Here is a 24262-nt window from a genome sequence, read left to right as displayed (position 1 = left end):
TCATGAGTCACCCGAACTTCGTCAGCCCTGACCTGATCCGCCAACGCTTTTCCAAAGCGATGTCCGACATGTACCGCGAAGAAGTGCCGCTGTACGGCGCGCTGATGGAACTGGTGGAACAGACCAACCGTCACGTGCTGGACAGCGATCCACACATCGCCCGACAGTTGAGCAGCACCGGTGAAATCCAGCGCCTGGACCTGGAGCGGCATGGCGCGATCCGTGTCGGCACCGCCGATGAACTGGCCACCCTCGCCCGGTTGTTTGCGGTGATGGGCATGCAACCGGTGGGTTATTACGACCTGACCCCGGCCGGCGTACCGGTACACTCCACGGCTTTTCGCGCGGTGCATGAGGCGGCGTTGCAGGTCAGCCCGTTCCGGGTATTCACCTCCCTGCTGCGCCTGGAACTGATCGAAGACCTGGAACTGCGAGCGTTCGCCCAGTCGGTGCTGGATAAGCGTTCGATCTTCACGCCCACCGCGCTGACCCTCATCCATCGCGCCGAAACCCAGGGCGGCCTTACCGAACAGGAGGCCCGGGACTTCGTCGAGCAGGCGCTGGAAACGTTCCGCTGGCATCACACCGCCACCGTGACCGCCGAGCAGTACCGCAAGCTCAGCGCCCAGCATCGCCTGATCGCCGACGTGGTGGCGTTCACCGGCCCGCATATCAACCACCTGACGCCGCGCACCCTGGACATCGACATCGTCCAGGCGCAAATGCCTGCCCACGGCATCACCCCCAAAGCGGTGATCGAAGGACCGCCCCGCCGTCAGTGCCCGATCCTGCTGCGTCAGACCAGTTTCAAGGCGCTGGATGAGCCTGTCGCCTTCACCGATCAAACCCAGACTCACGGCAGCCACAGCGCCCGATTCGGCGAGATCGAGCAACGCGGCGCGGCGCTCACCCCCAAAGGCCGGGCGCTTTACGACCGATTGCTCAACGCTGCCCGGGATGAATTGAAAGACTTCCCCAATGAGGCCAATGCCGCACGTTACAACGCGCTGATGGCGCAGCACTTTGCAGAATTCCCTGACACCATTGAGGGCATGCGCCGAGAGGAACTGGCGTACTTTCGCTACTTCGTCACGGAAAAAGGGTTGGGGGCCGACGAGTTAAAATCGTGGTCGCTGGAGGATCTGCTCAACGGCGGGTATTTGCGGGTTGAACCGTTGGTGTACGAAGATTTCCTGCCAGTCAGCGCAGCGGGGATTTTTCAGTCGAACCTGGGGGATGCGGCGCAAACCCACTATGGCGTGCAATCGAACCGGCAGGTGTTCGAGAAAGCGTTGGGGCGATCGACGATTGATGAGTTGGCATTGTATGCCGAGACACAGCGACGCTCGATCGAGGAATGCCGCGAGGCAATGGGATTGTCGAGTCTGGCTTGACCTTGTGGCGAGGGAGCTTGCTCCCGCTTGAGTGCGCAGCACTCACAAAAATCTGCAATCGTTCGCAGAAATCGGGGCCGCTGCGCAGCCCAGCGGGAGCAAGCTCCCTCGCCACATGAAAGTGTCCGGCCAATATTTTGGCCGTTCAGGGATTTAAGCCAGCTTCGCCAACAATGCCTCAGCGGCAGCCTCGGACGACGCCGGATTCTGTCCGGTAATCAGCAACCCATCAGTGAGCACATAACTCGCCCAGTCAGCCCCTTTGGAATAGACGCCACCCTTCTCCTTAAGCATGTCCTCCACCAAAAACGGCACGACGTTCGTCAGTTGCACAGCTTCTTCCTCAGTGTTGGTAAACCCCGTCACGCGTTTGCCTTTGACCAGCGGCTGGCCGTCTGCGCCCTTGACGTGACGCAACACACCCGGGGCGTGGCAGACGGCCGCGACCGGTTTGCCTGCCTTGTAAAACGCCTCGATCAGAGCGATCGAGATTTTGTCTTCGGCTAAATCCCACAGCGGGCCATGGCCGCCGGGATAGAAAACCGCGTCGTAATCTTCAGCTCTCGCACTGCTCAGCAGAGCGGTAGACGCCAATGCGGACTGGGCGGCGGAGTCTTTGCGAAAGCGCTCGGTGGCTGCGGTTTGCGCGTCCGGCTCGTCGCTTTTTGGGTCCAGCGGTGGTTGACCCCCCTTGGGTGAGGCCAGGGTTAACTGAGCGCCGGCGTCTTTAAAGGCAAAGTACGGTGCGGCAAACTCCTCCAGCCAAAAGCCGGTTTTCTTACCCGTGTCACCCAATTGATCGTGTGACGTTAGAACCATCAGGATTTTCATGTCGTTCTCCTTGAGTTCGCAGATGTTCATTCATCTCGGCGCTGAGTTTGACCTCCAGGCTGCAGCATTCGTTGCACCTGTCACCCTAGCGGTTCTGCTACCGGTTTTCGGCAAATCAGACGATGGGTCACCGAGTGATGGCTAACCGCCTTGATGCGCAAGAAGTTGCGCACTCATCGCTGCGAAAGCCCTTCCCGGGTGACGGAGCGCCCGGCCTGTCTGGCCCCCAGCCAAGTGCGCAAGAAGTTGCGCAGTACTGCGCAACTTCTTGCGCACATTCACAGGCGATCGCCGTCGAACATTCTCCACGGGGTCGAAAAAATCTCTTAACCACCTGATTTATATAGTGTTAACCGTTTCTGGCACGGACCTTGATAACAGTCAGGCACCCACCGGGCGATACCGCCTCCCGGGCACCCTAACTTTTAGCAAGGAGCACATCCATGGCTACACCAGCGTACATGTCCGTCACTGGCGAAAAACAAGGTCTGATCACTGCCGGCGCATTCACCGCCGACTCGGTTGGCAACACCTACCAGGAAGGTCACGAAGACCAGGTCATGGTTCAGGCTTTCAGCCACGACGTGATCATCCCGCGTGACCCACAGTCCGGCCAACCGACCGGTCAGCGCGTTCACAAGCCAGTCGTGATCACCAAGGTCTACGACAAGGCTTCGCCACTGCTGCAAGCCGCTCTGACCTCCGGCGAGCGCATGAGCGAAATCGTTATCCAGTGGTACCGCACTTCGGCTCAAGGTACCCAAGAGCACTACTACACCACCAAACTGGAAGACGCGATCATCGTCGCCATCAACAACAAAATGCACAACTGCCAGGATCCGTCGAACTCGCACTTCACGCACCTGGAAGAAGTGCAATTCACCTACCGCAAAATCACCTGGACCCACGAAGTATCCGGTACTTCGGGTTCCGATGACTGGCGTCAGCCGGTCGCCTGATTCAGGCCGACCGTCTCAAGCATCGGCCAGCTCTGCTGGTCGATGTTGTTTTCGCCCTTCCAGAATTTTGCGTCTGCTGATTCCTTTTTCCGGTCTTGGCGAACGCCGCAGCACTGCACGAGGAACAAGGGATGTTCGCGCCGGCCAATCAAACTCACTTTGCCCTGACCATCGAAGGTCTTTCCAGCGACTTCCAGGTTTTTTCCCTGCAAGGTCGGGAAGCCATCAGCCAGCCTTTTGTGTTTGAGGTGGAGCTGGTCAGTGAACAGCCGTCCCTGGACCTCGAGACCCTGCTGCACAAACCGGCCTTTTTGCAGCTCTCGCCTGACGGCAGCGGCATTCATGGCCAGATCTATCGCGCCGCCCAAGGTGATTCCGGCAAACGCCTGACCCGCTACGCGGTGACCCTGCGCCCGCACCTGTCTTACCTGGCGCACCGTACCAACCAACGCGTCTTCCAGAACCTCACGGTGCCGAAAATCATCGGCAGCGTCCTCGAAGAGCACGGCATCCAAAGCAATGCCTACGAATTCAAAGTCGGGGCGATTTATCCCGAGCGCATTTACTGCGTTCAGTACGACGAATCGGACCTGCAGTTCGTCCAGCGTCTGTGCGAGGAAGAAGGTATCCACTACCACTTTCAGCACGGCGCCACCGCCCACAAGCTGGTGTTCGGCGATGACCAGACGGTGTTCCCGAAACTCGCGCCCGTGGCCTACCAGCAAGACTCCGGCATGGTCGCCAACGACCCGGTGATCAAGCGCTTCGACCTGCGCCTGGAAACCCGCACCAGCCGCACCACCCGCCGCGACTACGACTTCGAAAAACCGCGCCTGACCCTGGAAAGCGAGAACCGTGGCGACGCCCTGCCCGACCTCGAAGACTACGACTACCCCGGCCGCTTCATCGACCGCGAACGCGGCAAGCACCTGGCCAAACGCGCCCTCGAACGTCACCGCAGCGACTTCCAGCTCGCCGAAGGCAAAAGCGATCAGCCGTTGCTGGTCAGCGGCCACTTCCTGGCCCTGACCCAACACCCTAAAGCCAAATGGAACGACCTGTGGCTGCTCACCGAAATCCTCCACGAAGGCAAACAGCCGCAAGTGCTGGAAGAGTCGGTTACCAGTGACACGACCAAACTCAAAGACGATTTCCACCAGGGCTACCGCAACCGCTTCCAGGCCACCCCGTGGGACGTGCCAAACCGCCCACCGCTGACGCAAAAGAAGCCGCGCATCCTCGGCAGCCAAAGCGCCGTAGTCACCGGGCCAAAAGGTGAAGAAATCCACTGCGACCAATACGGTCGCGTCAAAGTGCAATTCCACTGGGACCGCGAAGGCCAGGCCGACGACAAGACCAGCTGCTGGCTGCGCGTCTCCTCCGCCTGGGCCGGCGCCCACTACGGTGGCATCGCCATCCCGCGCATCGGCATGGAAGTGCTGGTCAGCTTCCTCGAAGGCGACCCCGACCAACCGCTGATCAGCGGCTGCCTGTACCACAAGGAAAACGTCGTCCCGTACCCGCTGCCGGCGAACAAGACCCGCAGCACCTTCAAAACCCTCAGCTCCAAGGGTGGCGGCGGCTTCAACGAACTGCGCATCGAAGACAAAAAGGGCCAGGAACAAATCTTCCTGCACGCCCAGCGCGACTGGGACGAAAACGTCGAGCACGACCAGAAAATCCGCGTCGGCAACGAACGCCACGACACCGTCGAGCAAAACAGCTACAGCGAATTCAAGGCCGAAGAACACCACACCGTCTACGCCGACCGCAAAGTCGAAACCCGCGCCAACGACCACCTCACCGTGGGCGTCAACCAGCACATCAAAGTCGGCACCGGCCAGTTCATCGAAGCCGGCCAGGAAATCCACCTGAGCAGCGGCATGAAAGTCGTGCTCGAAGCCGGCAGCGAACTGACCCTCAAGGGCGGCGGCAGCTTCATCAAGATTGATGGCAGCGGTGTGACGTTGAGCGGGCCGGTGATCAACATGAACTCCGGCGGGAGTCCCGGTAGCGGGACTGGCGCGGCACCGTTGATGCCCGGCGTGCTGAAACAGGCGGATGCGGACAAGGCCGGCGCGGTCCTGACCCCGGCGCAGATCAATACGCTCAAACGCAACGCGCCGTTCTGTGAAGAGTGCGAGAAATGCAAGGCAGGTGCTTGTGCGATCTGATCTTTTGACCCCGCAGGCTTGGCTGGCTGAACGGCCGTTGCAGGTTAATGAACGTCTTTATTTGATTGTCAGTGCGGCTAGCGATACCGAGCCACTGAAGGCCTTCTACCAGCAGGAGATGGCGCCTGAACTGATCCCGATCTGGAGCGGCACGCCGTACGCCGATTGGCAACCAGTGATGCCCTACCTCGCCGAGCTGAAACCCAACACTGGTTTCCTTCAGTGGATTGCTGAAACCGACGCTCAGGATTGGGGCTGGCTGGCGGTGTCCACCAGCACGCCGGACGTGGTGTTCGAACATCTTCGCAGTTTGACTCAAGTGCATATGCCCGATGGCACCGAGGTGTTTTTTCGGTTCTGGGATGGGCGGCATATCTTCCCGATTCTTGAAGGATTGGGTGCTGGCGCGGGTGAAATTTTGCCGGTGTTTGACCGCTACCTGATCAATGGCCAGACACTGGAAGTGGGACCGAGGGGAGTGCCACCGGCCAAAGCCTGGCCGTGGTGGGAGGTGCCGCAGAAGTTAGTCGACACGCTGGCGAAAAAAGACCACACCACCGTCGTCGACAACCTGATGCAGTGGCTGGGAGAGGACTGCCCGGAACTGTTCTTCGCCTTCCCCGAAAGTAACTTGCGCCACAAGGTCGAGCGTTTCGTGCGCCAACAATCCAATACAGAAGATATGGCAGAGCGTCTTGCTGCTGAGCTGACAAAGGAAGTCACGTCATGAATACCCCGATTGGTACCTTGGTCCTGCGCGTGCTGGACGCCAAAACCCCTGACGTGAATCTGATTCTCAAAGACTTCAAGAATTGCCTGAGCGACTACAAGGACTGGGCAGACGGTTTCCTGACCGGCTGGGCATTGGATGTCGACCAAACCTTCAAAGTCGGCAATGAAGTCAGCGTGACCAAACGCAAGACCAAAACCGGTAAGGTCGAGACCTATGCGACCTGCCCCCTGGTAGGCGACTTCACGTTGATCCACATGTTCGAGTCGGCGCGCTTCGTACCGATTGGCAACACGCCAGTGAAACTGGAACCCGTCACCAAAGGCACTTTCTACGACGACGTTACCGGTCCCGTCATTGAAACAACGATCGGCCCGAGCGGCATCAAGGTGATTAACGGCTGCAAGAAAGGCCAAATGTACCGCATCACCTTTTTCCCAAACGTATCCCAAAGCAATGTCAAAGCGTTGTACGACTCCTACCAGGGCGTGATCGGCAATCTCAATGGTTGGTTGCAAAGTGAATGGTCGGGCAAGTTTCAGCCTCAGTGGGCCAGTTACTCGGCTGCTGACCGTGCGGGCCGCTCTGTCATTCTGTTAAAACGAGCGATGGATGGCCTGGAAAAAGCGCTGCTCAGGCTGTGGGATGACATCAAAAGCCTGTTCGAACTGCTCGCACACCCAAAGGAAAACCTCGAAAAGCTGCGCAAGTACCTGTCGGATGTCGAGATCGACAAGCTCTATGCCGCGTCCAAGGAATCCATTGCTTCGGGTCTGTTGATCCTCAGTGACGAACCATTAATGTTCATTTACGTCTCGGCGATTGTGGCGTGGGTCGGCATGCTGCCACCGCAAGTCATCGTCGACGTGGTGACAGCCATTGCGTCGGAATTCCTGATCAACGTGGTGTTGGGTATTTGCCTCACTGGAGGTGCAGGAATTGCGGTGCGGGTGGGGACCAAAGCCCTGTCCACGGTCAAATCCGGTACAGCGATCAAGTACCTTGAAGAGCTGGCCGCGAAACTGATGACCCTGAGCGGCAAGCACAGCCTGCCAGCACACGCCGAAGTGTCGAAGCCGTTGATTGCCAGCGCCAAAAATGTGCCGATGAAGCCAGCCAAAACGGCGGCGATCAAAATCGACGAGGCTGCCGCCAACGGTTCTAAAAGTCAGGTGCCGAAAACCACGGATACGCCAAAGCAGGAAGTGAAAGACGCCTCTTCGTTTCCGCGTGGCAAGAAAGAAAAACAGACCACCCTCGCACCAAAGGAAAAGGTCGACGACGCTTCTACTCAGTCAAAAACACCTGACGACAAAAGCGCCACCTGTGCCAAGAAAACCTGCACCAATGGTTGCCCGGTATCAATGGTCACTGGCGAAGAACTGCTGACCCTGACCGACGGCGAACTCGGCGGTCTGCTGCCCTTCAGTTGGACACGCCTTTATCGCACCAGCGCCGCGGAAATCGACTGCGGCCTCGGCTACGGCTGGAGCCACGCCCTCGCGCAACGCGTCGACATCAACGGCGACGAGGTGATCTGGACCGACCACGAAAACCGCGTCACCACATTCCCGTTGCCAAGTGTGCAGCGCCCGGCGATCACCAACAGCCTGTCGGAAGCGGCGATTTTCCTCGGTGAGGATCCCTCCGAACTGATCCTCACCCAAGCCGGTGAACGCACCCAGTTCTACCATTTCCGCTACAACACCCAAGGCGCGACGCTGATTGCCATCAGTGACGATTATGGCAATCGCCTGCACATTACTCGTGACATCCACGGTCGAATCAAACGTGTCGATAACGGTGCCGGTCGCGCCCTCCTCGTGCGTTACGATCGAAAGCACATCGTCGCCATCGACTATCAACAGTTCAGCCCGGCAGACAATCTGGAAGATGCCTGGAGCACCATCCAGACGTTGGTCACCTATGGCTACGATGCCCAGCACCGTCTGATCGAAGCCAAAAACGCCGCTGGTGAAGCCGAGCGTTATGCCTACAACGACCAAAACGTCATTCTCGAGCGGCAACTGGCTGGTGGCGCCAGCTTCTACTGGGAATGGGAAAAAGAAGGCAAGTCGGCACGCTGCATCCGTCACTGGGCAAGCTTCTCGCAGATGGACGCGCACTACGCTTGGGATGACAAGGGCAGCGTCACGGTTACCATCGCCGACGGCAGTGAAGAGGTCTACACCCACGACGATAAGGCTCGACTGGTCGCAAAAGTCGATCCGGACGGTGCGGAACACCTCAAGGCCTACGACGACAAGGGCCGCCTGATCGCAGAGAAAGATCCACTCGGTGCCGTCACCGAATACCAGTACAACGAAGCCGGCCGACTGGTCGCGGTCATTCCACCGGAAGATACACCGACTACCTACGAGTACTACCGTGGCTTCGTCCGCGTGGTGAACCGCGGTCCGGCGAGCTGGAAATACTGGCGCAACGACCAAGGCGACATCACCGAACAAATCGACCCGGACGGCAATTCGACCCATTACAGCTACAACCGCCAGGGCCGCCTGCTGGAAATCCGTCATCCCGACGGCAGCCGTCATCAGCTGGGTTGGAATAATCTCGGCCAACTGCTCGAAGAACAGCTGCCTGACGGTGGTCAGCGCAAGTACCGCTATGACGCGCTAGGTCGGCAAATCACTCGCCAGGACGAAAGCGGCGCGATCACTCAATACCAATGGGACGCGGCGAACCGTCTCGCGCAAATCACCCTGCCCGGTGGCGCAACCCGTGGATTCACCTACAACGCGTACGGCAAAGTCACCGCCGAACGTGATGAACTAGGCCGCGTCACCCGCTTCGAATACGCCGATAACCTGCACCTGGTCAGCCGCCGCATCAACCCTGATGGCAGCCAGCTGCGCTATCGCTACGACAACTCGCGCCTGCTGCTCAGCGAGATCGAAAACCAACGTGGCGAGCACTACCACCTCGACTATTACCCTAATGGTCTCATCCAGCAGGAAACCGGTTTCGACGGTCGACGTACCGCCTACGAATACGACCTCAACGGCCAGTTGCTGAAAAAAACCGAGTTCGGCGACGACGGCAGTGAGCTGGTCACTGAGTACCAACGCGACACCGCTGGCCGCTTGCTGGTGAAAACCCTGGCCGATGGCGAGAAAATTCACTACAGCTATGACGCCCTCGGTCGCCTTGTGAACGTCGACGACGGCCACTGGCCCCTCGCCTACGAATACGACCTGCAAGATCGCCTGATCACCGAGCACCAAGGCTGGGGCACCCTACGGTACGAGTACGACCAACTCGGCCAGCTCAGCCATTGCCGCCTACCTGACGGCAGCAAACTCGACTATCGCCACCAATCCGGCGGCCGCCTGAGCAGCATCGACCTCAATGGCTCGCGTCTGACCACCCACCAATTCAGCGCCGGTCGCGAACAGCAGCGTCAACAGGGTCTGTTGCTCAGCCAATACCAGTACGACGAACAAGGTCGATTGCAAGCTCACAGCGTCAGTCAGCAAGATCGCAACCTGTTCCAGCGCCGATACGCCTACGACGCCAACGGCAACCTCGCCGGCATCGACGACAGTCGCAAAGGTAATCGCAGCTACCACTACGACCCGCTTGACCGCCTGATCAACGTCCGCGGCACCACCCCGGAAAGCTTTGCCCACGACCCAGCGGGCAACCTCCTGGGTCAAGGCGACCAGCCAACCACGAACCTGGCCAACGTAAAAGGCAACCGCCTGCTAATGCAAGGCGACCGCCATTACGACTACGACGCCTACGGAAATCAGATCCGCGAACGCCGCGGCACCGGGCAAAAACTTGTCACCGAGTACCGTTACGATTGCCAACACCGCCTCATCGGGGTCAGCCTTCCCGGCGGTAGCGTCGCAAGCTATAAGTACGACGCCTTCGGCCGTCGAGTCGCCAAAACCGTCGACGGCCAAACCACAGAGTTCCTGTGGCAAGGCGAACGCCTCATCGCCGAAAGCGCGAGCAATCTCTATCGCAGCTACATCTATGAGCCGGGTACCTTCCGTCCTTTGGCGATGCTCGATGGCGAAGGCCCACTCAAAGCCGAGCCGTTCTACTACCAACTCGACCACCTTGGCACCCCGCAGGAACTCACCGACTACAGCGGCGAGATCATGTGGTCGGCGAAATACCGCGCCTACGGTAACCTCGCCACCCTCGACATTGCTGAAATCGACAACCCGCTACGCTTCCAGGGTCAGTACTTCGATACGGAAACGGGCTTACATTACAACCGGCATCGCTATTACAATCCGTGTACTGGCCGCTTCTTGACGCCGGATCCGATCAAGCTCGCAGGTGGGTTAAATAACTACCAGTACGTGCCTAACCCTACGGGGTGGGTGGATCCGTTGGGTTTGAGCTGCGTTCCCAGCAACTGCCCAGATGACAGGCGAGCTGAACTTAATCAAAAGTACGGTCGGACAGGGGATATCAATAACGATATCAACGCTCGTGGAAGAAAAGAGACCGCTACAGAGTTCTATCGAACACAAGGTTTTGAAGAGACAAGCATTCCGGGCCACTTGAACGGTATCGATTTTAATCAACCAGTAAATGTAGAGACGTTGAATCGAGGAAAAACCGTTTATCAATTTCAATCACCCGGCGCTCCACAAGGCAACTACTACTCTCTGAACCCTGCTACAACCCCATCAGAGCTTGGCATTGGTCCACTAGGAGATAATCGTGCAGCGGGCACGGTAGAACTAAAACTACAAGGTATTTATCGAACGACCGAAAAAACGCGCGTATTGAAATCGACAGCCAAACCGATAGATGATACTTGGTCTGTGAAAGGTATCACGCAACCGTCATCAGGGGGCGGCACTCAAGTCTTTAGCAGCGCTAAAGGAAACTTCGAAAAAACCCAATAATTTATCTGATACACATCTAGGAGGTCACGAATGAAGCAATCCGATTTATATGACGTGGCAAGCCGTTGCGGCTGTACAGTAATGGTATTTTCGGACCATCCAGATTTTTTTTCTTCCTGGTCACTAAGCGTCAGAAAAGATGAAAAAAAATACATGATAGAACACGACGGCAGAGACGGCTGGTTAATGTTCTATCAAGAAAACGAACCAAATAAATTCAAAGAGATCGACAAGAGAATATCTCACGCGATGAACGATAACGAAAAACTGCAACAGTGCGAGATTTGGCTGGCAAGTATTTAACGAATTATGCCAAAAACAACGACTAGGAAAACAGGGTGACAGAGGAACTGAGCAACTCAGCAACTCAGCAACTCAGCAACTCAGCAACTCAGCAACTCAGCAACTCAGCAACTCAGCAACTCAGCTTACAAGAAAAGGTACAAGAAAAAGGGGACAGATTTATTTTCTACGCAACCACAAAAATAAATCCGTCCCCTTTTGATCGAAGGAAAACCAAATGAACACCAAAAAAATAATTGAGCCTGGCGGAACAATCACATTTGATGATATATCCCACCTGAATCAACTTATTGACATATCAATGATTGTTAATTATTTAAGAAAAAGGGGACAGATTTATTTTCTACGTAATCTCGAAAATAAATCTGTCCCCTTTTAGTTAGAAAACCTGTATTTGAAGAGTGACAAGGTACAGTTCAACAGAGCTAACAAAGACTTGATCAAAAAACTGAATGACGATCCAGCGTTTCGAAAGAATATGTATCGACGAAACCCTGAGCTCAAAACCTGGGTCGACGATCCAAAGCGAAACATGGGCTCCAGCCCTACAGGTTACACTTGGCACCACAACGAAAAACCCGGATTGTTGCAGCTTGTCCATAGAGCGGACCATGCAGGTGAACACTCTGTATACCACCCAACTGGAAAAGGTGGGCGAGATATATGGGGTGGTGGTAGAGAAGGCCGAGAAGGGAAAATCAAAACAGAATAATTGGAGCACTAACTGTGCAATACAAACAAACCATCAAGCTTGCCGATCTAATCGATTTATTAAAAACACAGCAGAAAACTCTTACCTATTGTGTTTATGGAAAAGGATCATCGGACCAAGCGACCCTGGAAACCGACTGCGTGATTGATGAATACTCAGAGATCACCGATGACGACGAAGAGATTTTCCCAGAGAGCATTACTCAAAATAATCTCGAGTTTTGGTTTACCGATGAGCTTTTGGAAGATGTTACATTCAACGCACTGAAGCAAAAAAAATCTGCAACAAATGAGGAAATACTAAAAGCCATAAAACATTATAATGAGCGCGACAGCTTTATGGACCTATAAACAAACAAAGCAACAAACAAAGGGGACAGATTTATTTTTTCACGCAATCGCGGAAATAAATCTGTCCCCTTTTGGTTAAAGCCAATTTGAGGACTAGGAAAAACCTCAATGAAAACCAAATTTCAGATCGCACTAGAAAACAATGAGCCCTCGGAGTTTTTCAAGGGTCAAGGACAATATTTTTCCCGAGATCCTGATTGGGGAGATCACCTCTATATAAACAACTGGCAAGGTCTGTGCGGATACCTAAAATCTGAAGAAAACCCAAATAAAATACTACTTGACGTATTCAGCAAGTATTTAACATCACTACAGAGCCGCTACGAAGATGCGGATTCTTTGCTGTTAAATATAAGCTGTTACTATCTAATGCGAAATGATACATCGTTCATGTCCGAAGACAGCTTTGACTTAATAGCGAGCCTTAGTGAAAGAAACAAAAAAATAATCGGCGAGCTGTTCAGACTTCTACGTAGAGAGTACGCCAACCAAAATGCTGGCAAGCCTGTGATTAGCCTCGACCAATTCCTGTCTGAAATAAAGACAAATGGTTGCCAGTTTGATCTAGAAAAACTGTAGCTGACATCAAGGAAAAAGTGGAAGAAAAACTAGGACAGATATATTTTCGAAACAGAAAAAGCAGGAAAGAGGGGACTAATTTATTTTCATAGAAAATAAATTAGTCTGCTCTTTTCTCGCCAAAACTAGGACATCACCGCTAAACTCATAGAAAAAATAATGAAATTCAATGATGTATTTTTCAGTAAAAGCGAACGATTCTCTGTCGGCATTGAAGAATCAGGGAAGCTCTACGTTTCGATACCCGTCAGTAACCGAATGGTTGACTATGAAGAGTATTTCGAAATTGACAAGAGCACCTTTGATACATATATAAAAGATCCAGCTTCAGCACTGTCATTTGTCGAACGCTGCCGAAACCGAGAAGTAGACCATCTATTGATAATTCAGCCAGGAATTGATCGTGGCGTCGCTACCTAGAACCGACCAAAAAGGGACACCCATTAGCCTTGACTTGAGACTGGCTAATGGGTGTCCCTTTTGGGTTGAGCAAACTTGATGACTGGGAACACCTTCAATGATCAGCAATTTCGAAAAAGCGCTAAACAGAGATGAATTCCCGGAATACTTCAGAGGTAGTGGCATTTACTTTACGAAGGACCCCGACTGGGGAACCCAGCTACACGTCATTAATTGGCAAGGTCTTTGCGGGTTTCTCAAAACACAAAAAAATCCAGTTGCCACCCTGAAAAACGCATTCGAAAAATACCTAAAAACCATCACAAACAGTATGGAGGATGCAAACGACCTGCTGGAAAACATAGGTTGTTACTACTACATGCGAAAAAAAATCCCAACCTTATCTGAAAACGGATTTGATCTAATTCGCGACCTATCAAACAATGAAAAACAAATAATTTCCAACTGCATGGAATTTCTGCATCAAGAGATTTATAAAACTAATAATGCACAGGATATTGAAACTTACAATCGACGCATGACAAAGCTTGCTAACGATGGTGGACCAAATAATTTCAGAAGTCTGTAATTATAAAAACCGAACACCACAAGGCATTACGAATGTGGGTTAAAGGAGATTAAGAGGAACAATGAAAACCACGTTCGAAATCGCCTTAGATCAGCATGAAATTTCCGAATTTTTCAAAGGGAATGGCATCTATTTCGCAAGGGGATCCGAATGGGGCGACCATCTATACATTAGCAACTGGCATGAAATGTGCGGCGTACTCAAAACCCAAAACGCGGCACAGAGCCTACTGACAACTATATTTCAAGAATACGTTCGATACCTTTTTGAAAACTACGAAGAAGCTGAAGGGCTACTCTCCAACATAGTAGCCTATTACATAGCAAGAGGCATGTTTAAATTTTTATCGGTCGACAACTACGACCTAATTGAGAGCCTTGAGACAAAAGACAAAGTAAAAATAGGCCGCCTATTTAAACTCTTAAGAACAGAGTACGACAGAAAAAACAGAGACTTACCAAACTACTCATTCGATCAAGAAATTAAAAATTTAAAAAGAAACGGCTGCACCATCGAACTCGAAGATCTTTAGAAAAAAGGGAACAAGGGAACAGACTTGTTTTCTACACAATCACGAGGAATCTGTCTCCTTTTAGTTCAGTTATGCCCCCTACTGGCCCTTCAACCAGCGTTTTCACCCCGGACAGGAGTCCACAGCATGCCTTACCCCGATCTGCAAAACGCTGTTCAACATGCCGGGTTCACCATCACTGATTACTCAGATCAACGAGCCTACTTCGATTGTTGGTCGCTGACCGTCGAAGGTCATGGGCGCACCTATTTAATCGTCAACGAAGGTCGAGACGGTTGGCTGATGTTTTATCGCGCAGACGCGGGAGGGACAATGACTGAGTTAAACAAGAAAGAATCGGCCTGGATGGATGACGCCGACAAAGCAACCCAATGCCGGATCTGGCTTTCTCACAGCCGCCCTGCCCCACAGCCTCACAAAGTCCGCAGTTACTACGTGATTGCGGAAAAGGATCTTGTACCGCAGCAGCCCCATAGTTCTGATTGGCCCAAGTTGATCGGTTACTGCTACGACGATGCTTATTTCTTGTTTTTTGAAGGCAAGGGTCATGGACTGGCTGGGACAGCAATATCGGCTGGCGAAGCGAAAAGACCTGACTGGCTTGCGATGTTCACGGCGCTGGATGTGGGATGGTTTCTTGATTTTCTGGAAACGTCACGGTGCACGTCTGAAGAGGAATTTGTCCTGACGTTGAGCGCAAAAGTTGGCTCGCTCAGTGTCTGTCGATATTAAGTACGGACTGTCATAAAAAAACATTTGGTCAAAGCCTCTATCGCCCGGACATATAGCGCCTTTTAGCCGGCGCTGCATTCATAATTGCGCCGGCATCAGGCATTGCCACCCGTACCAAGTAAACCGGATACCCCCCCAAAGGAATGCCCCCTTGATTACCAACGTCACCGTTAACCAACACCCGTTAGCGGAACAGTCATGAATTTCCCCAAACTTTATTTGCTCACATTGACCTTGTTGCTGAGCGGCTGCAAAGAAGACTTCGCCACCTTGCACTTCCCGGACACGGTACGCTCGGACCCCGCTTCCGGGCCTCAATACACCGATACCCTGGTCCATGAAAAATACAAAAAACTGATTTTCGACGCCGTTTCAGCGCGTGGCATTGATCCCGACGCGGTGGTGCTGGAGCGGGTTCAAGATCAAGACAAATTGATCCTGCTACGCTTGGCCGATAGTTCGCTCAGCGACGATCAACGCAACACGCTACGTGCGGTATTTGATGAGGTCATCCAGGCTCGCAAGGCCAGCTCGCGAAAATTAAGTCTCGATCTCGCCGAAGAAAAGGGTGACGTACCTGAGCGGGAGCAGGCCAGAACCGTTGATTTCATTCTCGATATACAACCGAACATCGAGCTCACCAGCAGGTTGGCAGGCATTTGGGGCGATGGCTTTCAAAAGATGGCGATCGCTTTTAAATATGGCATTGGGGACGAGGTTAAATGCCAGCTGTCCGCCAATCTTTTACCCGCCCCTGACTTACGAATCACGGCTTATGAACCGAATTCGAAGACCCGTGAAAACGCGTTCCTGACGCTGCTGACCACTACTGAACGCCCCGCCAAAGTGAGCGCTCACTGGCGCTTTCAGGATCCAGCGCTGATGAACGCGATTCGCAGCGGCTTGGTCAACGTTTTGCCCTCGACGTCTATTACCACTCGCGATAATCGCAGAACGTGGATGGTGGTAGACCAGATTGCACTTAAATTTGGCTCTATCGGAGAACAGACGATACATCCGGGTCAACTTGGTCGCACAGACCAAAGCGGGATGGAGGCATTATGTGCCAAGAAAGGCGAAGCGCTTGGACGACCGTTTTCATTCTATTTAGGGGACAGCCTGGATCGTTTGAGCCATGTCGAATACTTATAATCTGCGCAGATCTCAAGCCGATGCCTCTATGACAACAGCGCGCTTTTGCACGGATTTGCGTTAAATAAAAAAACGGGCGATCCAATGATCGCCCGTTCTTTATGCACTTCAAGTCAGCACACTGTCCTCAACCTCATACTTAACCACCACCCGATTCTTATAAAGCCGCTCACTCTTCAACACCTGACTCTCCTGCCCCTTGCTCCAGACCTCCCGCCATATCTCGTTCTCCCGAAAAACCCGCCCACCGTCTCGCACAAACCGATGCCTAAGTTGATAAACGTGATACCGAAACTCTCTCGCCTGATCGCACAACAACTCCCCTTCCAACTGTTGCTCACCGACATTGAGCTTCAACTGAAAATGGCGATCGGTCGGGTTATGCAGCACCAGGTCAATATAGTTGTAGAAGATCTCAGCCCCGGAGCCGAATGGCAGTCCCCGCCCGTCGTCAGGAAAGGGATCGAAGCTGTGATTCGACCGCTCAACCACGACCAGTGGTGAGTGAATCGCCATCCAGTGAATCAGGTTGCTCAGTTGGCAGATCCCGCCGCCGATGCCGCTGCGGGCTTCACCAAATGACAGCTCCATGCCTTCGACATAACCGCGTTTGCGGGTGGGCCGACCCACGAGGCGGCAAAATGAAAAATATTCGCCAGGACGGATGACGACGCCGTCGATCGAAGCAATGGCCAGTTTCAGGTTGATGACTTTGTCGTGTTGCAGGGCGAGATCGGAGTTGCCGAGTTTGCGGATCAGTTTGGAGGTGTGCTTGAGATAGCGGAAAGGCAAACGGGAGGCGGTGTTCAGGGGATGTGCGTACCGCACTTCGAGAAGGTGTTCGCCCAGTGTAATGGCCTGGCAATCCATGCACCGGTAAAGAGCCCTGACACTGGGCGAACGGGAAGTATTTTAATTGAAGTTTTCGAATATGTCCGCGTATATGAACATGAAATTTATCGAAACAACTTTCGATTAAATGTCGGCCCAAATACTATTTTACAGCCCAGCAAACTCACCAGTTAGACCATTAAAACTGATTGTTCTTATACATAAAAGTTGTACAAGAACAATCAACATATAGAGCTAATACTCAACTTCAGTGCTTGCTGGTCACTTTCAACATGTCGGTATAGGTCACAACGACACTCTGTCCAACTTTCAGATCTTTCAATTTCGCTTGAACTTCGGGCCTTACGACGTCAACGGTCTTGGACTGGCCGGCGGGGTTTTTGAGGGTTACCCGATTGTTCTTCACGTCGATTTTGGTGATTTGCAGTTGGACCTGCACCTGACGGTAGGCTTCGCCGCCCGGGTTGTCGCTGCCGGGGGCTGCGCGGACTTCGCCAGCGCGTTCGACACTGCCTGGCAGGCCTTTGTCGATATCGGTGTCGAGGTAGGCAGCGACAGAGCGGGTAACCTTGATATCGACTTGGTCGCCGACTTTCAGTTTGCCGAGGTTTTTGGCCTTGTCGGTCAATTGCACATGGACCTGACGACCTTCCGGCCCCTCCAGGACGACCTGATGTTTGGCAGCATCGACCGAGACAACTTTGGTGGTGACCTGATCCGCCTCCACAACGGCAGACAGCGGGATGTCCGCAGCCATGGCGCTAAGACTGGCGGCAGACAGCAGGGTCGCAAGGGTGATGGCTTTGGTCAGTGCGTGAAGTTTCATAAGCGGTACATTCCCTGTGAATTGGAGGCAGCAACGAGCGCTGAACCACCGTCCAGCGTCCTCTGCGCAGATGAGCATAGACGCTGATCAGGGAGTGTTCGCAGTTTCTTGGAGAACGCCTCAAGCCTCCGGATCGTCAACCTCCTGGGCGACGTTCACGGCAGGCGAGTCTTTATGGGACTGATCGGCCCTGGCCTTCAAGGCTTGCCATTGTTCCAGGTCGATGGCGCCCTGCCCCAGCAAGTCGTCGGCCACTCGCAGCAGTTCGGCGTAATGGGCGTCGGTGGATTGTTGCCAGTAGGCCTTGTCTTCGAACAGGCGCTCCCACGAATCAAGGTCAGGCGGTTTCAGGTCTTCACTCATGGCGGGCTCCTGTGAACGGGCTTCTAGAATTAGGAGGCTATCGCTCTGCCGAGAGTTCCGACTCAATACCCGGTCATTTCCAGATACCCCTGCCCACCCTGGCTGCCGCTCAATTGCACCGGCCCTTCCCAATAGGGAATGCGCAAAGCCATCCACGCATTGGGGTTGAGCGCGCTGATCGTGATGTCGAGGTGTTTGTCGGGGATTTTGATCGACCAGCGTATCGGCATCGAACGCCCGGCGACTTTGGCGGTGTCTTGTGGTGTGAGGCTGATGTCGGCGGCGTGCAGTCGCTGCGTCTGGCCCTGAGCGTCGATCCAGGTGCCGGTGAGGTAAGGCGCGCCGTCCTTCTGCCGCATGCGGTAGAGCATCACCTGCTCGCCGCTGTCCAGATGCAGGGAAAACCAGTCCCAGCCCGTCTGGTTGGCGGTCAAGGGCTGGCTGCTCCATTCCCGGTCGAGCCAGGCCGGGCCGCTGACTTGATAGGTTTTGCCGTCGATTTCCAGTGTGCCATTGGCCTGAAAAAACGGCTGGCTGTAGTAATACGACGCCTGCCCTTGTTCGGATTTCTGACTGAAGCCTTTGTCGCCCTGAAGCACCAAAGGACGCGTGGAGGTCAACCGCAGTTGATAGCCAAAATGCTTGTCCCGGGCGCTGAGTTGAAGATCCGCCATAGGCTCGGAACTCTGACTGCCGAAACGCCAATCATCGATCCACGCGTTGAACGGTGCCAGGCTCACACCAGCCTGACCAACGCCGCCACGGGCGTAACGTTCGGCGGCGTGATGCACTGTCGCCGACGTCACGGCCGCATGGCCAAGCCAGATAATTTGATTACCCCAACCGGCCACTTCGGGCGTCGCTTTCAAGGCGCTGCGAAACAGCGTCCATTGCGCGCCGAACTCGCGCCCCTGATCGTCCTTGAGGTTGGCGGTGACGTACCACCATTCGATCCGAAAACCGTCATGAGGACCGTGATCCGCCGGAAAGCTGAACACCCGACCGGGCACCACCGGCGTAAACGCGGCGGCCTGATGACCCAGCCCCGCGAAGCCTTTCTCAACGGGCGCCGGGTTATCGCAGCCGCTCAATAACGCCAATAGCAACACGCCGACCTTAATCTTCATGAGCAAACGTCCTCAGCAGATCCGCCGGTTGCGTGCGATATAGCGAATACAGCGGCCACGCCGACGCCAACAAAGTCGCCAACAGCGCCAGCCCCATCAACTGCAACAGCTGCAGCGGAAACACCCGCAGCGGCAAGCGCCAGCCGAAGGCCTGAACGTTGATCACCGTGTCCAGGCACCACGCCAGCGCGATCCCCAACGGTAACGCCAGCACCAGGGTCAGCACCGCCAGCAACCAGGTCTGGCCAAGATTGAGCAGCATCAGTTGCCGGCGAGTCACGCCGAGCGCCCACAGGGGGGCAAGTTGCCCGAGGCGGCTCTGGCTTTGGGTCAACAGGCTGATGAACAGCGCCACGCCCGCCACGCAGAGGGTCAGGCTGTTGAGTGCGGCGGTCGCGGCAAAGGTGCGTTCGAACACTTGCGTGGACCAACCCTTGAGCCGGGCCTGGTCGACGATTCGGCTGTCCTCTAGCGTGAAGCGGGTTTGCAGCGCGGTCAGGAAAGCGGGGATCAACGTCGGATCGATGCGCAGGTTAAAACGGCTCGGTGTCAGCTGCGGCCAGCCGCGCAGCAGATGGTTGACGTTGACCAGAATGTGGCCTTTGGGATTGCCGTAATCGGCGTAGATGCCGACGATCCGTGGCGACCATGTGCCGTTCGGAGTGGGAATCGTCAAGTGATCGCCAAGGCGCACCTTCAGCCGACGGGCCAGTTGCTCACTGAGCATCAGTGCGTCGTCCTTGGCCAGTCGGTCCCAAGGGTTGTCGCCCAAGGCTTCCAGCAGCGGCCAATGCTGGCGATACGTCGGGTGATCGATCACGCCGAAGACGTCCGCCGGCCAGCCTTGCAACTGGATCGACACTTGCCAGTTGGGCAGCACCGCCATGAGTCCGGATTGTTGCTGGAGCCAGGTTTGCAGTTCTCTGGCCTGGGCCGGATTTTGCGGATTGACGTACAGTTCGGCGGTCAGGCGTTGTTCGAGCCAATCGCTGAAGGTCTGACGAAAACCAGCCGTCATGCTCCCCGCTCCAATGTTTGCCGCCAGTGCCAACAACAGCGCCATCAGCGCCAGGCTCAGGGCCGGCAGTTGTTGACGGCAGTCGGCGAGAAACCATTGGCCGAGCACCGAGCGACTGCGATGCAGCACCCGGTTCAACACCCAGTTGAGCACCACTGGCAACGCCAGCGCAGCGCCGATCAACAGTGCCGCCATCAGCACAAAGCCGCTGCTCAGGCTGTCGCCAAAGATCAAGGCCAGCACTGCGATCATCGCGGCGATCACGGCAACCCAACCCTGACGCCGCAACCAGCGCGCGTGAGCCTGATGCCAGGCCTGCGGATCGGCCAAGGCCAGTAAAGGCAGGCGCGCAGCCCGCAACAAACTGTTGGCCCCCGCCAACAACGCGCCCAACAGACTCAGGCCGACGCCGCTGAGCCACCACCACGGACTGAGGCTCAACTGCCCCGCCACTTCGGCGCCGTACAACCCGCGCAGACTCGCGGCGACGTCCGGCAGCAGGACGCTGGCCAACAGGTAGCCGCTGGCGACGCCGACCAGTCCGCCAATCAATGCCAGCCCACCCAGTTCAACCGCCAGACAGGTAATCAGCATCCGTGCACTGACGCCGCAGGCACGCAGGGTTCTGAGCAAGCCACGGCGTTGTTCCAGCGCCAGGCCGATCGCGGCGTGGACGATGAACAGGCCGACCACGAATGACAGAAACCCCAGCGCATCGAGGTTCAGGTGAAAGCTTTCGGTGAGGCGCGACAAATTGTTCTCTTCGCCACTGGTCTTGAGCTGCAGCTGTCCTTTGAATTGATCAGGCAGGGTCGCGGTGAAATCCTTCGGCAGCACCAGGCGTGACAGCTGATCCGGCAAGCCGAGAATCTGCTGGGCAAAGCCGATGTCCACCAACAACACACCGGGGGCCATATCGGGTTGGGCATGCAGCGGCGGCAATGCCTGACCACTCAACGTCAGTGGACGTTCGCCCTCGTGCAGACCCAGAGTCTGCAACGTCTGCGGCGAAATCCAGGTACTGCCCGGCGGGCTGAAAAACTCGACAACCTGCTCAATCGGCAACGCCTGCCCAGCCACGGAAGAACCGGCGGGCAGCGACACCGGCTCGATGCCCATCAACTGCAAGCGCTGGTCGTCATGCCCCTTGAGCGTCACCCGACCTTGCAGGACCGGCGACACCGGCCAACCCGCACGGCGCAGGTCGACAAACATTTGCTGGGAGAAGGTCGCGCCGCTGGGCGCACTGAGGCTGGCCTGGGGTTCGCCGCCGATCAACTGACTGGCCCGGGCATAGCTTTCGCGCGCCTGGCTGTTCAGCGCCTGCACGCCGGTCAGCAGACTGGTGGCGAGCCAGAGCCCGGTCAGCACACTGAAAAATTGCACCGGGTGTTGCCGCCAATGACTGAGCAGCGCCCGCAGCGTTTCGCGAAAGACCCGCACTTCAGCGCTCGCCCGCGCCAGCCAGACGACCACCGTGGAGTACCACTTTTTCGGCCAGCCGCGCGGCAACCCGCGAGCTGTGGGTGACCATCAACAAGGTGGTAGGACTGTCATCGAGCAACTCCAGCAACAACTTCAAGACCTCATCGCTGGTGGCTTCATCGAGGCTGCCGGTCGGTTCGTCGGCCAGCAGCAGTTTTGGCTGCGACGCCAGGGCACGGCCCAGCGCGACCCGTTGCTGCTGGCCACCGGACAGCTGTTCCGGATAACGCTGCAGCAAATCAGCCAAGCCCAGACGTTGCACCAGATGCGCCTGCCAGCGCGAATCATGGCGCCCCGCCAGTCGTGCCTGGAACGCCAGATTGTCCTCCACTCGCAAACTGCCGATCAGGTTGAACTGCTGAAACACCAGGCCGATTTCGGTCCGCCGCCAGTTCGCCAGTTGCCCTTCGCTCATCTGCTCCAGCCGATGTTCGCCGCTGCGGATGCTGCCGCGATCGACCTTGTCGAGCCCGGCAATCAGGTGCAGCAAAGTGCTTTTGCCACTGCCCGACTCCCCCATCAACGCCAGGCTGCTGCCGGGTTTCAAGGTGAGGTCGACACCTTGCAGAACCGCTAATGGGCCCTGGGGAGTGGCGTAGCTTTTGAAGACGCCTTGGACCGAAAGCATGGGGGAAACCGTTCGATGTGCGTGGAGCAAGGATAGCGGACGGTAGCGGCACCGCGAATAGACCCGTTTGGATACCCCATAGCCCACACACTTCAAGGAAAAAACATACACAACGAAGGAATTGCCTGACTGCTCATTCGTATCCAGATGGATACATTTGAGTAATGAATTATCTTATTCAACAAACTATGATCTTCGCGACATGGCATGCCTCAGTTCGTGACTTGCGGGCGAAGTTAGCCATCGCTCGTCGCATTGATCGTGCCTCTGTGGGTAATCTGGGCGATATCAAACCGGTGGGTGATGGTGTTTCCGAAATGCGCGTGGACGTCGGTGCAGGCTATCGGGTCTACTTCACTATGCGTAATAGCGTCGTCATTGTGCTGTTGGCGGGTGGTGACAAATCTTCGCAAACCGCCGACATCAGGCGGGCGAAAAAATTGGCAAAGGAGGTTTAAACATGAGCCAGACTTTGACTACTTTCGATATGGCGGCTCTGCTGGACAGTGACGAAGCCATCAGCGAGTACCTTTCGCAAGTGCTCGCAGACGGCGACAACGAAGAGTTTCTTCGCGCTATCGGCTACGTGGTAAAAGCGCGTGGAATGACACAGATAGCCAAGGATTCGGGTATGGGCCGCGAAAGCCTGTACAAGGCCTTCGCACCAGGAGCAAAACCACGTTTCGATACGGTTTTAAAGGTCATTCACGCCCTTGGCATTGATCTCTGCGCGCAGCCGGGTCATTCGGTCAATCACTCAACGCTCTAAGAGACTCCTCTGCTTAGACAGCTTGCTTCAGCGCAACCAACGTAAAACACAACGGAAGCTGCACCGTCTGCTGCTCATACCGATCATAGAGTTCCTCGCGATTGGAATGCGGGTACTCCTTGAAGTGGCTGATCTGCAATCCCGCCTCGATGGCGCCGGTGAAGATGGCGCCCAGGGTGTGGACGAACCAGTAGGACGTCGAGGCCTGCTGTTCGATCTTGCCTTCGTAGACGATCGGCTGGTCCTGCACAAAAGGTTCGCTGCGAAAGTACGAGCTGTCCGGCCGATACGGATCTGCCGACTCGGGGTCGAACATTTCCAGGAAGGGGTGGGTTTCGTACACCACCAGACTGCCGCCGGGCTTGAGGGTTTGTGCGACATGGCGGAAGAATTCAGCGATGTCCGGCATCCAGTTCAACACGCCGATGGTGATCAGGGCTACGTCGAAGCGGCCATGAAGTTCTGTCGGCAAGTGATGGATGTCTGCCTCGATGAACTCAGGCGCATGGGGCGAGCGTGACGCCAGTTCCCGCGCCTGATCGAGGAACGCCTCGGACTGGTCGACCCCTGTGACGCTGCGGGCACCCAGCGCAAACAACGACAGGCTTTCGCGGCCGTTGTTGCAGCCCAGTTGCACCACGTCTTTGCCGTCGACACCGACCTGTTCCAGTAACCCTCTGAGGGTGTCGTCCAAGCAGCAAAAATCACTACAACCAACCGCCGTCAAACGGGCCTGCCATTCGGGGGTGTCCTTGTGGTGTCGGGCGGAGTCATTCCAGGCATCGCGGTTGCTGGCGATGGCTTTTTCTTTTGTCGGCATTTCCATTGCGCGCTCCAGACTGGGGTCTTTCATTAATTGCGTGCTG

25 protein-coding genes are annotated in these 24262 nt (G+C 55.4%); 16 read left to right on the top strand and 9 right to left on the bottom strand.

Annotation, left to right across the window (positions count from 1 at the left end):
• Positions 1-2: 2 nt before the first annotated feature.
• Positions 3-1394, top strand: coding sequence for a VOC family protein (locus tag IB252_RS06735; RefSeq protein WP_192407684.1), 1392 nt, complete (start codon positions 3-5; stop codon positions 1392-1394).
• Between the two features lie 153 nt (positions 1395-1547).
• Here IB252_RS06735 and IB252_RS06730 read toward each other — a convergent pair whose 3' ends face one another.
• Complete coding sequence (locus IB252_RS06730) at positions 1548-2225, bottom strand: type 1 glutamine amidotransferase domain-containing protein (RefSeq protein WP_192407682.1); 678 nt, start codon at positions 2223-2225, stop codon at positions 1548-1550.
• Between the two features lie 443 nt (positions 2226-2668).
• Here IB252_RS06730 and IB252_RS06725 point away from each other — a divergent pair, with 443 nt between their 5' ends.
• Positions 2669-3184, top strand: a complete 516-nt coding sequence (locus tag IB252_RS06725; protein ID WP_054051032.1) for an Hcp family type VI secretion system effector — start codon at positions 2669-2671, stop codon at positions 3182-3184.
• Here IB252_RS06725 and IB252_RS06720 read toward each other — a convergent pair.
• Positions 3169-3312: a hypothetical protein gene (locus IB252_RS06720; RefSeq protein WP_192407681.1), complete on the bottom strand. Its 144-nt coding sequence runs from the start codon at positions 3310-3312 to the stop codon at positions 3169-3171. The genes IB252_RS06725 and IB252_RS06720 overlap by 16 nt on opposite strands.
• A 3-nt stretch (positions 3313-3315) precedes the next feature.
• Between IB252_RS06720 and tssI the strand changes: the two genes are divergently transcribed.
• From tssI to IB252_RS06660, 12 genes are all read left to right on the top strand, one after another.
• On the top strand, positions 3316-5358 hold the full coding sequence (gene tssI / locus IB252_RS06715; RefSeq protein ID WP_192407679.1) for a type VI secretion system tip protein TssI/VgrG: 2043 nt from the start codon (positions 3316-3318) through the stop codon (positions 5356-5358).
• Positions 5348-6088 (top strand): DUF4123 domain-containing protein, encoded by a 741-nt coding sequence (locus IB252_RS06710; RefSeq protein ID WP_192407677.1) that lies wholly within the window; start codon positions 5348-5350, stop codon positions 6086-6088. The genes tssI and IB252_RS06710 overlap by 11 nt, the downstream gene beginning before the upstream one ends.
• Positions 6085-10980 (top strand): polymorphic toxin type 46 domain-containing protein, encoded by a 4896-nt coding sequence (locus IB252_RS06705; protein ID WP_192407675.1) that lies wholly within the window; start codon positions 6085-6087, stop codon positions 10978-10980. Before IB252_RS06710 ends, IB252_RS06705 begins: the two co-directional genes overlap by 4 nt.
• 30 nt (positions 10981-11010) lie before the next feature.
• Positions 11011-11283, top strand: a complete 273-nt coding sequence (locus IB252_RS06700; RefSeq protein WP_192407673.1) for a hypothetical protein — start codon at positions 11011-11013, stop codon at positions 11281-11283.
• 394 nt (positions 11284-11677) lie between these two features.
• Positions 11678-11995 (top strand): HNH endonuclease, encoded by a 318-nt coding sequence (locus tag IB252_RS06695; protein WP_223526298.1) that lies wholly within the window; start codon positions 11678-11680, stop codon positions 11993-11995.
• A gap of 14 nt (positions 11996-12009) precedes the next feature.
• The gene (locus IB252_RS06690; protein ID WP_192407671.1) at positions 12010-12345 is read left to right on the top strand and encodes a hypothetical protein; all 336 of its coding nucleotides are present in this window, start codon (positions 12010-12012) and stop codon (positions 12343-12345) included.
• A 108-nt stretch (positions 12346-12453) separates the two neighbouring features.
• Positions 12454-12924 carry a hypothetical protein gene (locus tag IB252_RS06685; protein WP_192407669.1) on the top strand — a complete coding sequence of 157 codons (471 nt, stop codon included), beginning with the start codon at positions 12454-12456 and terminating at the stop codon, positions 12922-12924.
• 159 nt (positions 12925-13083) lie between these two features.
• Entirely contained in the window at positions 13084-13344 is a 261-nt protein-coding gene (locus IB252_RS06680; protein ID WP_192407666.1) for a hypothetical protein, read from the top strand.
• A gap of 97 nt (positions 13345-13441) precedes the next feature.
• Positions 13442-13912, top strand: coding sequence for a hypothetical protein (locus IB252_RS06675; protein ID WP_192407664.1), 471 nt, complete (start codon positions 13442-13444; stop codon positions 13910-13912).
• A gap of 61 nt (positions 13913-13973) precedes the next feature.
• Complete coding sequence (locus IB252_RS06670; protein ID WP_192407662.1) at positions 13974-14444, top strand: hypothetical protein; 471 nt, start codon at positions 13974-13976, stop codon at positions 14442-14444.
• A gap of 126 nt (positions 14445-14570) precedes the next feature.
• Positions 14571-15176, top strand: a complete 606-nt coding sequence (locus tag IB252_RS06665) for a hypothetical protein (RefSeq protein ID WP_192407660.1) — start codon at positions 14571-14573, stop codon at positions 15174-15176.
• A gap of 198 nt (positions 15177-15374) precedes the next feature.
• Positions 15375-16328 (top strand): hypothetical protein, encoded by a 954-nt coding sequence (locus IB252_RS06660; RefSeq protein WP_192407659.1) that lies wholly within the window; start codon positions 15375-15377, stop codon positions 16326-16328.
• A 108-nt stretch (positions 16329-16436) separates the two neighbouring features.
• On the opposite strand, the gene IB252_RS06655 is transcribed toward IB252_RS06660, so the two are convergent.
• The 6 genes from IB252_RS06655 to IB252_RS06630 form a co-directional block, all read right to left on the bottom strand.
• The gene (locus IB252_RS06655; protein ID WP_225607340.1) at positions 16437-17198 is read right to left on the bottom strand and encodes a VanW family protein; all 762 of its coding nucleotides are present in this window, start codon (positions 17196-17198) and stop codon (positions 16437-16439) included.
• 229 nt (positions 17199-17427) lie between these two features.
• Positions 17428-18006, bottom strand: a complete 579-nt coding sequence (locus IB252_RS06650) for a hypothetical protein (protein WP_192407658.1) — start codon at positions 18004-18006, stop codon at positions 17428-17430.
• Positions 18007-18126: 120 nt separating this feature from the next.
• On the bottom strand, positions 18127-18369 hold the full coding sequence (locus tag IB252_RS06645) for a hypothetical protein (RefSeq protein WP_192407657.1): 243 nt from the start codon (positions 18367-18369) through the stop codon (positions 18127-18129).
• Between the two features lie 62 nt (positions 18370-18431).
• Positions 18432-19496: a lipocalin-like domain-containing protein gene (locus tag IB252_RS06640; protein ID WP_192407656.1), complete on the bottom strand. Its 1065-nt coding sequence runs from the start codon at positions 19494-19496 to the stop codon at positions 18432-18434.
• Positions 19486-21957, bottom strand: coding sequence for an ABC transporter permease (locus IB252_RS06635; RefSeq protein ID WP_192408557.1), 2472 nt, complete (start codon positions 21955-21957; stop codon positions 19486-19488). Before IB252_RS06635 ends, IB252_RS06640 begins: the two co-directional genes overlap by 11 nt.
• 1 nt (position 21958) lies before the next feature.
• Positions 21959-22627, bottom strand: coding sequence for an ABC transporter ATP-binding protein (locus IB252_RS06630; protein WP_192407655.1), 669 nt, complete (start codon positions 22625-22627; stop codon positions 21959-21961).
• 164 nt (positions 22628-22791) lie between these two features.
• On the opposite strand from IB252_RS06630, the gene IB252_RS06625 reads away from it, so the two are divergent.
• Both IB252_RS06625 and IB252_RS06620 read left to right on the top strand, forming a co-directional pair.
• Positions 22792-23085 carry a type II toxin-antitoxin system RelE/ParE family toxin gene (locus IB252_RS06625; protein WP_192407654.1) on the top strand — a complete coding sequence of 98 codons (294 nt, stop codon included), beginning with the start codon at positions 22792-22794 and terminating at the stop codon, positions 23083-23085.
• Positions 23086-23087: 2 nt separating this feature from the next.
• On the top strand, positions 23088-23396 hold the full coding sequence (locus IB252_RS06620; RefSeq protein ID WP_008153842.1) for an addiction module antidote protein: 309 nt from the start codon (positions 23088-23090) through the stop codon (positions 23394-23396).
• A gap of 13 nt (positions 23397-23409) precedes the next feature.
• Here the strand turns inward: IB252_RS06620 and IB252_RS06615 are convergent, their stop codons facing one another.
• Positions 23410-24222, bottom strand: coding sequence for a class I SAM-dependent methyltransferase (locus IB252_RS06615; protein ID WP_192407653.1), 813 nt, complete (start codon positions 24220-24222; stop codon positions 23410-23412).
• Positions 24223-24262 lie beyond the last annotated feature (40 nt).

Source organism: Pseudomonas sp. PDM10 (genome assembly GCF_014852295.1).
Lineage (GTDB): Bacteria > Pseudomonadota > Gammaproteobacteria > Pseudomonadales > Pseudomonadaceae > Aquipseudomonas.
Note: the sequence above shows the minus strand (reverse complement) of the source record. Positions and strands in the feature narration are given on the sequence as shown.

What these genes read in the sequence shown, in the direction of transcription:
- IB252_RS06735 (WP_192407684.1), top strand. Translation starts at nt 3, where the DNA reads ATGAGTCACCCGAACTTCGTCAGCCCTGACCTGATCCGCCAACGCTTT.
- IB252_RS06730 (WP_192407682.1), bottom strand. Translation starts at nt 2,225, where the DNA reads ATGAAAATCCTGATGGTTCTAACGTCACACGATCAATTGGGTGACACG.
- IB252_RS06725 (WP_054051032.1), top strand. Translation starts at nt 2,669, where the DNA reads ATGGCTACACCAGCGTACATGTCCGTCACTGGCGAAAAACAAGGTCTG.
- tssI (WP_192407679.1), top strand. Translation starts at nt 3,316, where the DNA reads ATGTTCGCGCCGGCCAATCAAACTCACTTTGCCCTGACCATCGAAGGT.
- IB252_RS06705 (WP_192407675.1), top strand. Translation starts at nt 6,085, where the DNA reads ATGAATACCCCGATTGGTACCTTGGTCCTGCGCGTGCTGGACGCCAAA.
- IB252_RS06700 (WP_192407673.1), top strand. Translation starts at nt 11,011, where the DNA reads ATGAAGCAATCCGATTTATATGACGTGGCAAGCCGTTGCGGCTGTACA.
- IB252_RS06685 (WP_192407669.1), top strand. Translation starts at nt 12,454, where the DNA reads ATGAAAACCAAATTTCAGATCGCACTAGAAAACAATGAGCCCTCGGAG.
- IB252_RS06680 (WP_192407666.1), top strand. Translation starts at nt 13,084, where the DNA reads ATGAAATTCAATGATGTATTTTTCAGTAAAAGCGAACGATTCTCTGTC.
- IB252_RS06675 (WP_192407664.1), top strand. Translation starts at nt 13,442, where the DNA reads ATGATCAGCAATTTCGAAAAAGCGCTAAACAGAGATGAATTCCCGGAA.
- IB252_RS06670 (WP_192407662.1), top strand. Translation starts at nt 13,974, where the DNA reads ATGAAAACCACGTTCGAAATCGCCTTAGATCAGCATGAAATTTCCGAA.
- IB252_RS06665 (WP_192407660.1), top strand. Translation starts at nt 14,571, where the DNA reads ATGCCTTACCCCGATCTGCAAAACGCTGTTCAACATGCCGGGTTCACC.
- IB252_RS06660 (WP_192407659.1), top strand. Translation starts at nt 15,375, where the DNA reads ATGAATTTCCCCAAACTTTATTTGCTCACATTGACCTTGTTGCTGAGC.
- IB252_RS06655 (WP_225607340.1), bottom strand. Translation starts at nt 17,198, where the DNA reads ATGGATTGCCAGGCCATTACACTGGGCGAACACCTTCTCGAAGTGCGG.
- IB252_RS06650 (WP_192407658.1), bottom strand. Translation starts at nt 18,006, where the DNA reads ATGAAACTTCACGCACTGACCAAAGCCATCACCCTTGCGACCCTGCTG.
- IB252_RS06645 (WP_192407657.1), bottom strand. Translation starts at nt 18,369, where the DNA reads ATGAGTGAAGACCTGAAACCGCCTGACCTTGATTCGTGGGAGCGCCTG.
- IB252_RS06640 (WP_192407656.1), bottom strand. Translation starts at nt 19,496, where the DNA reads ATGAAGATTAAGGTCGGCGTGTTGCTATTGGCGTTATTGAGCGGCTGC.
- IB252_RS06630 (WP_192407655.1), bottom strand. Translation starts at nt 22,627, where the DNA reads ATGCTTTCGGTCCAAGGCGTCTTCAAAAGCTACGCCACTCCCCAGGGC.
- IB252_RS06625 (WP_192407654.1), top strand. Translation starts at nt 22,792, where the DNA reads ATGAATTATCTTATTCAACAAACTATGATCTTCGCGACATGGCATGCC.
- IB252_RS06620 (WP_008153842.1), top strand. Translation starts at nt 23,088, where the DNA reads ATGAGCCAGACTTTGACTACTTTCGATATGGCGGCTCTGCTGGACAGT.
- IB252_RS06615 (WP_192407653.1), bottom strand. Translation starts at nt 24,222, where the DNA reads ATGGAAATGCCGACAAAAGAAAAAGCCATCGCCAGCAACCGCGATGCC.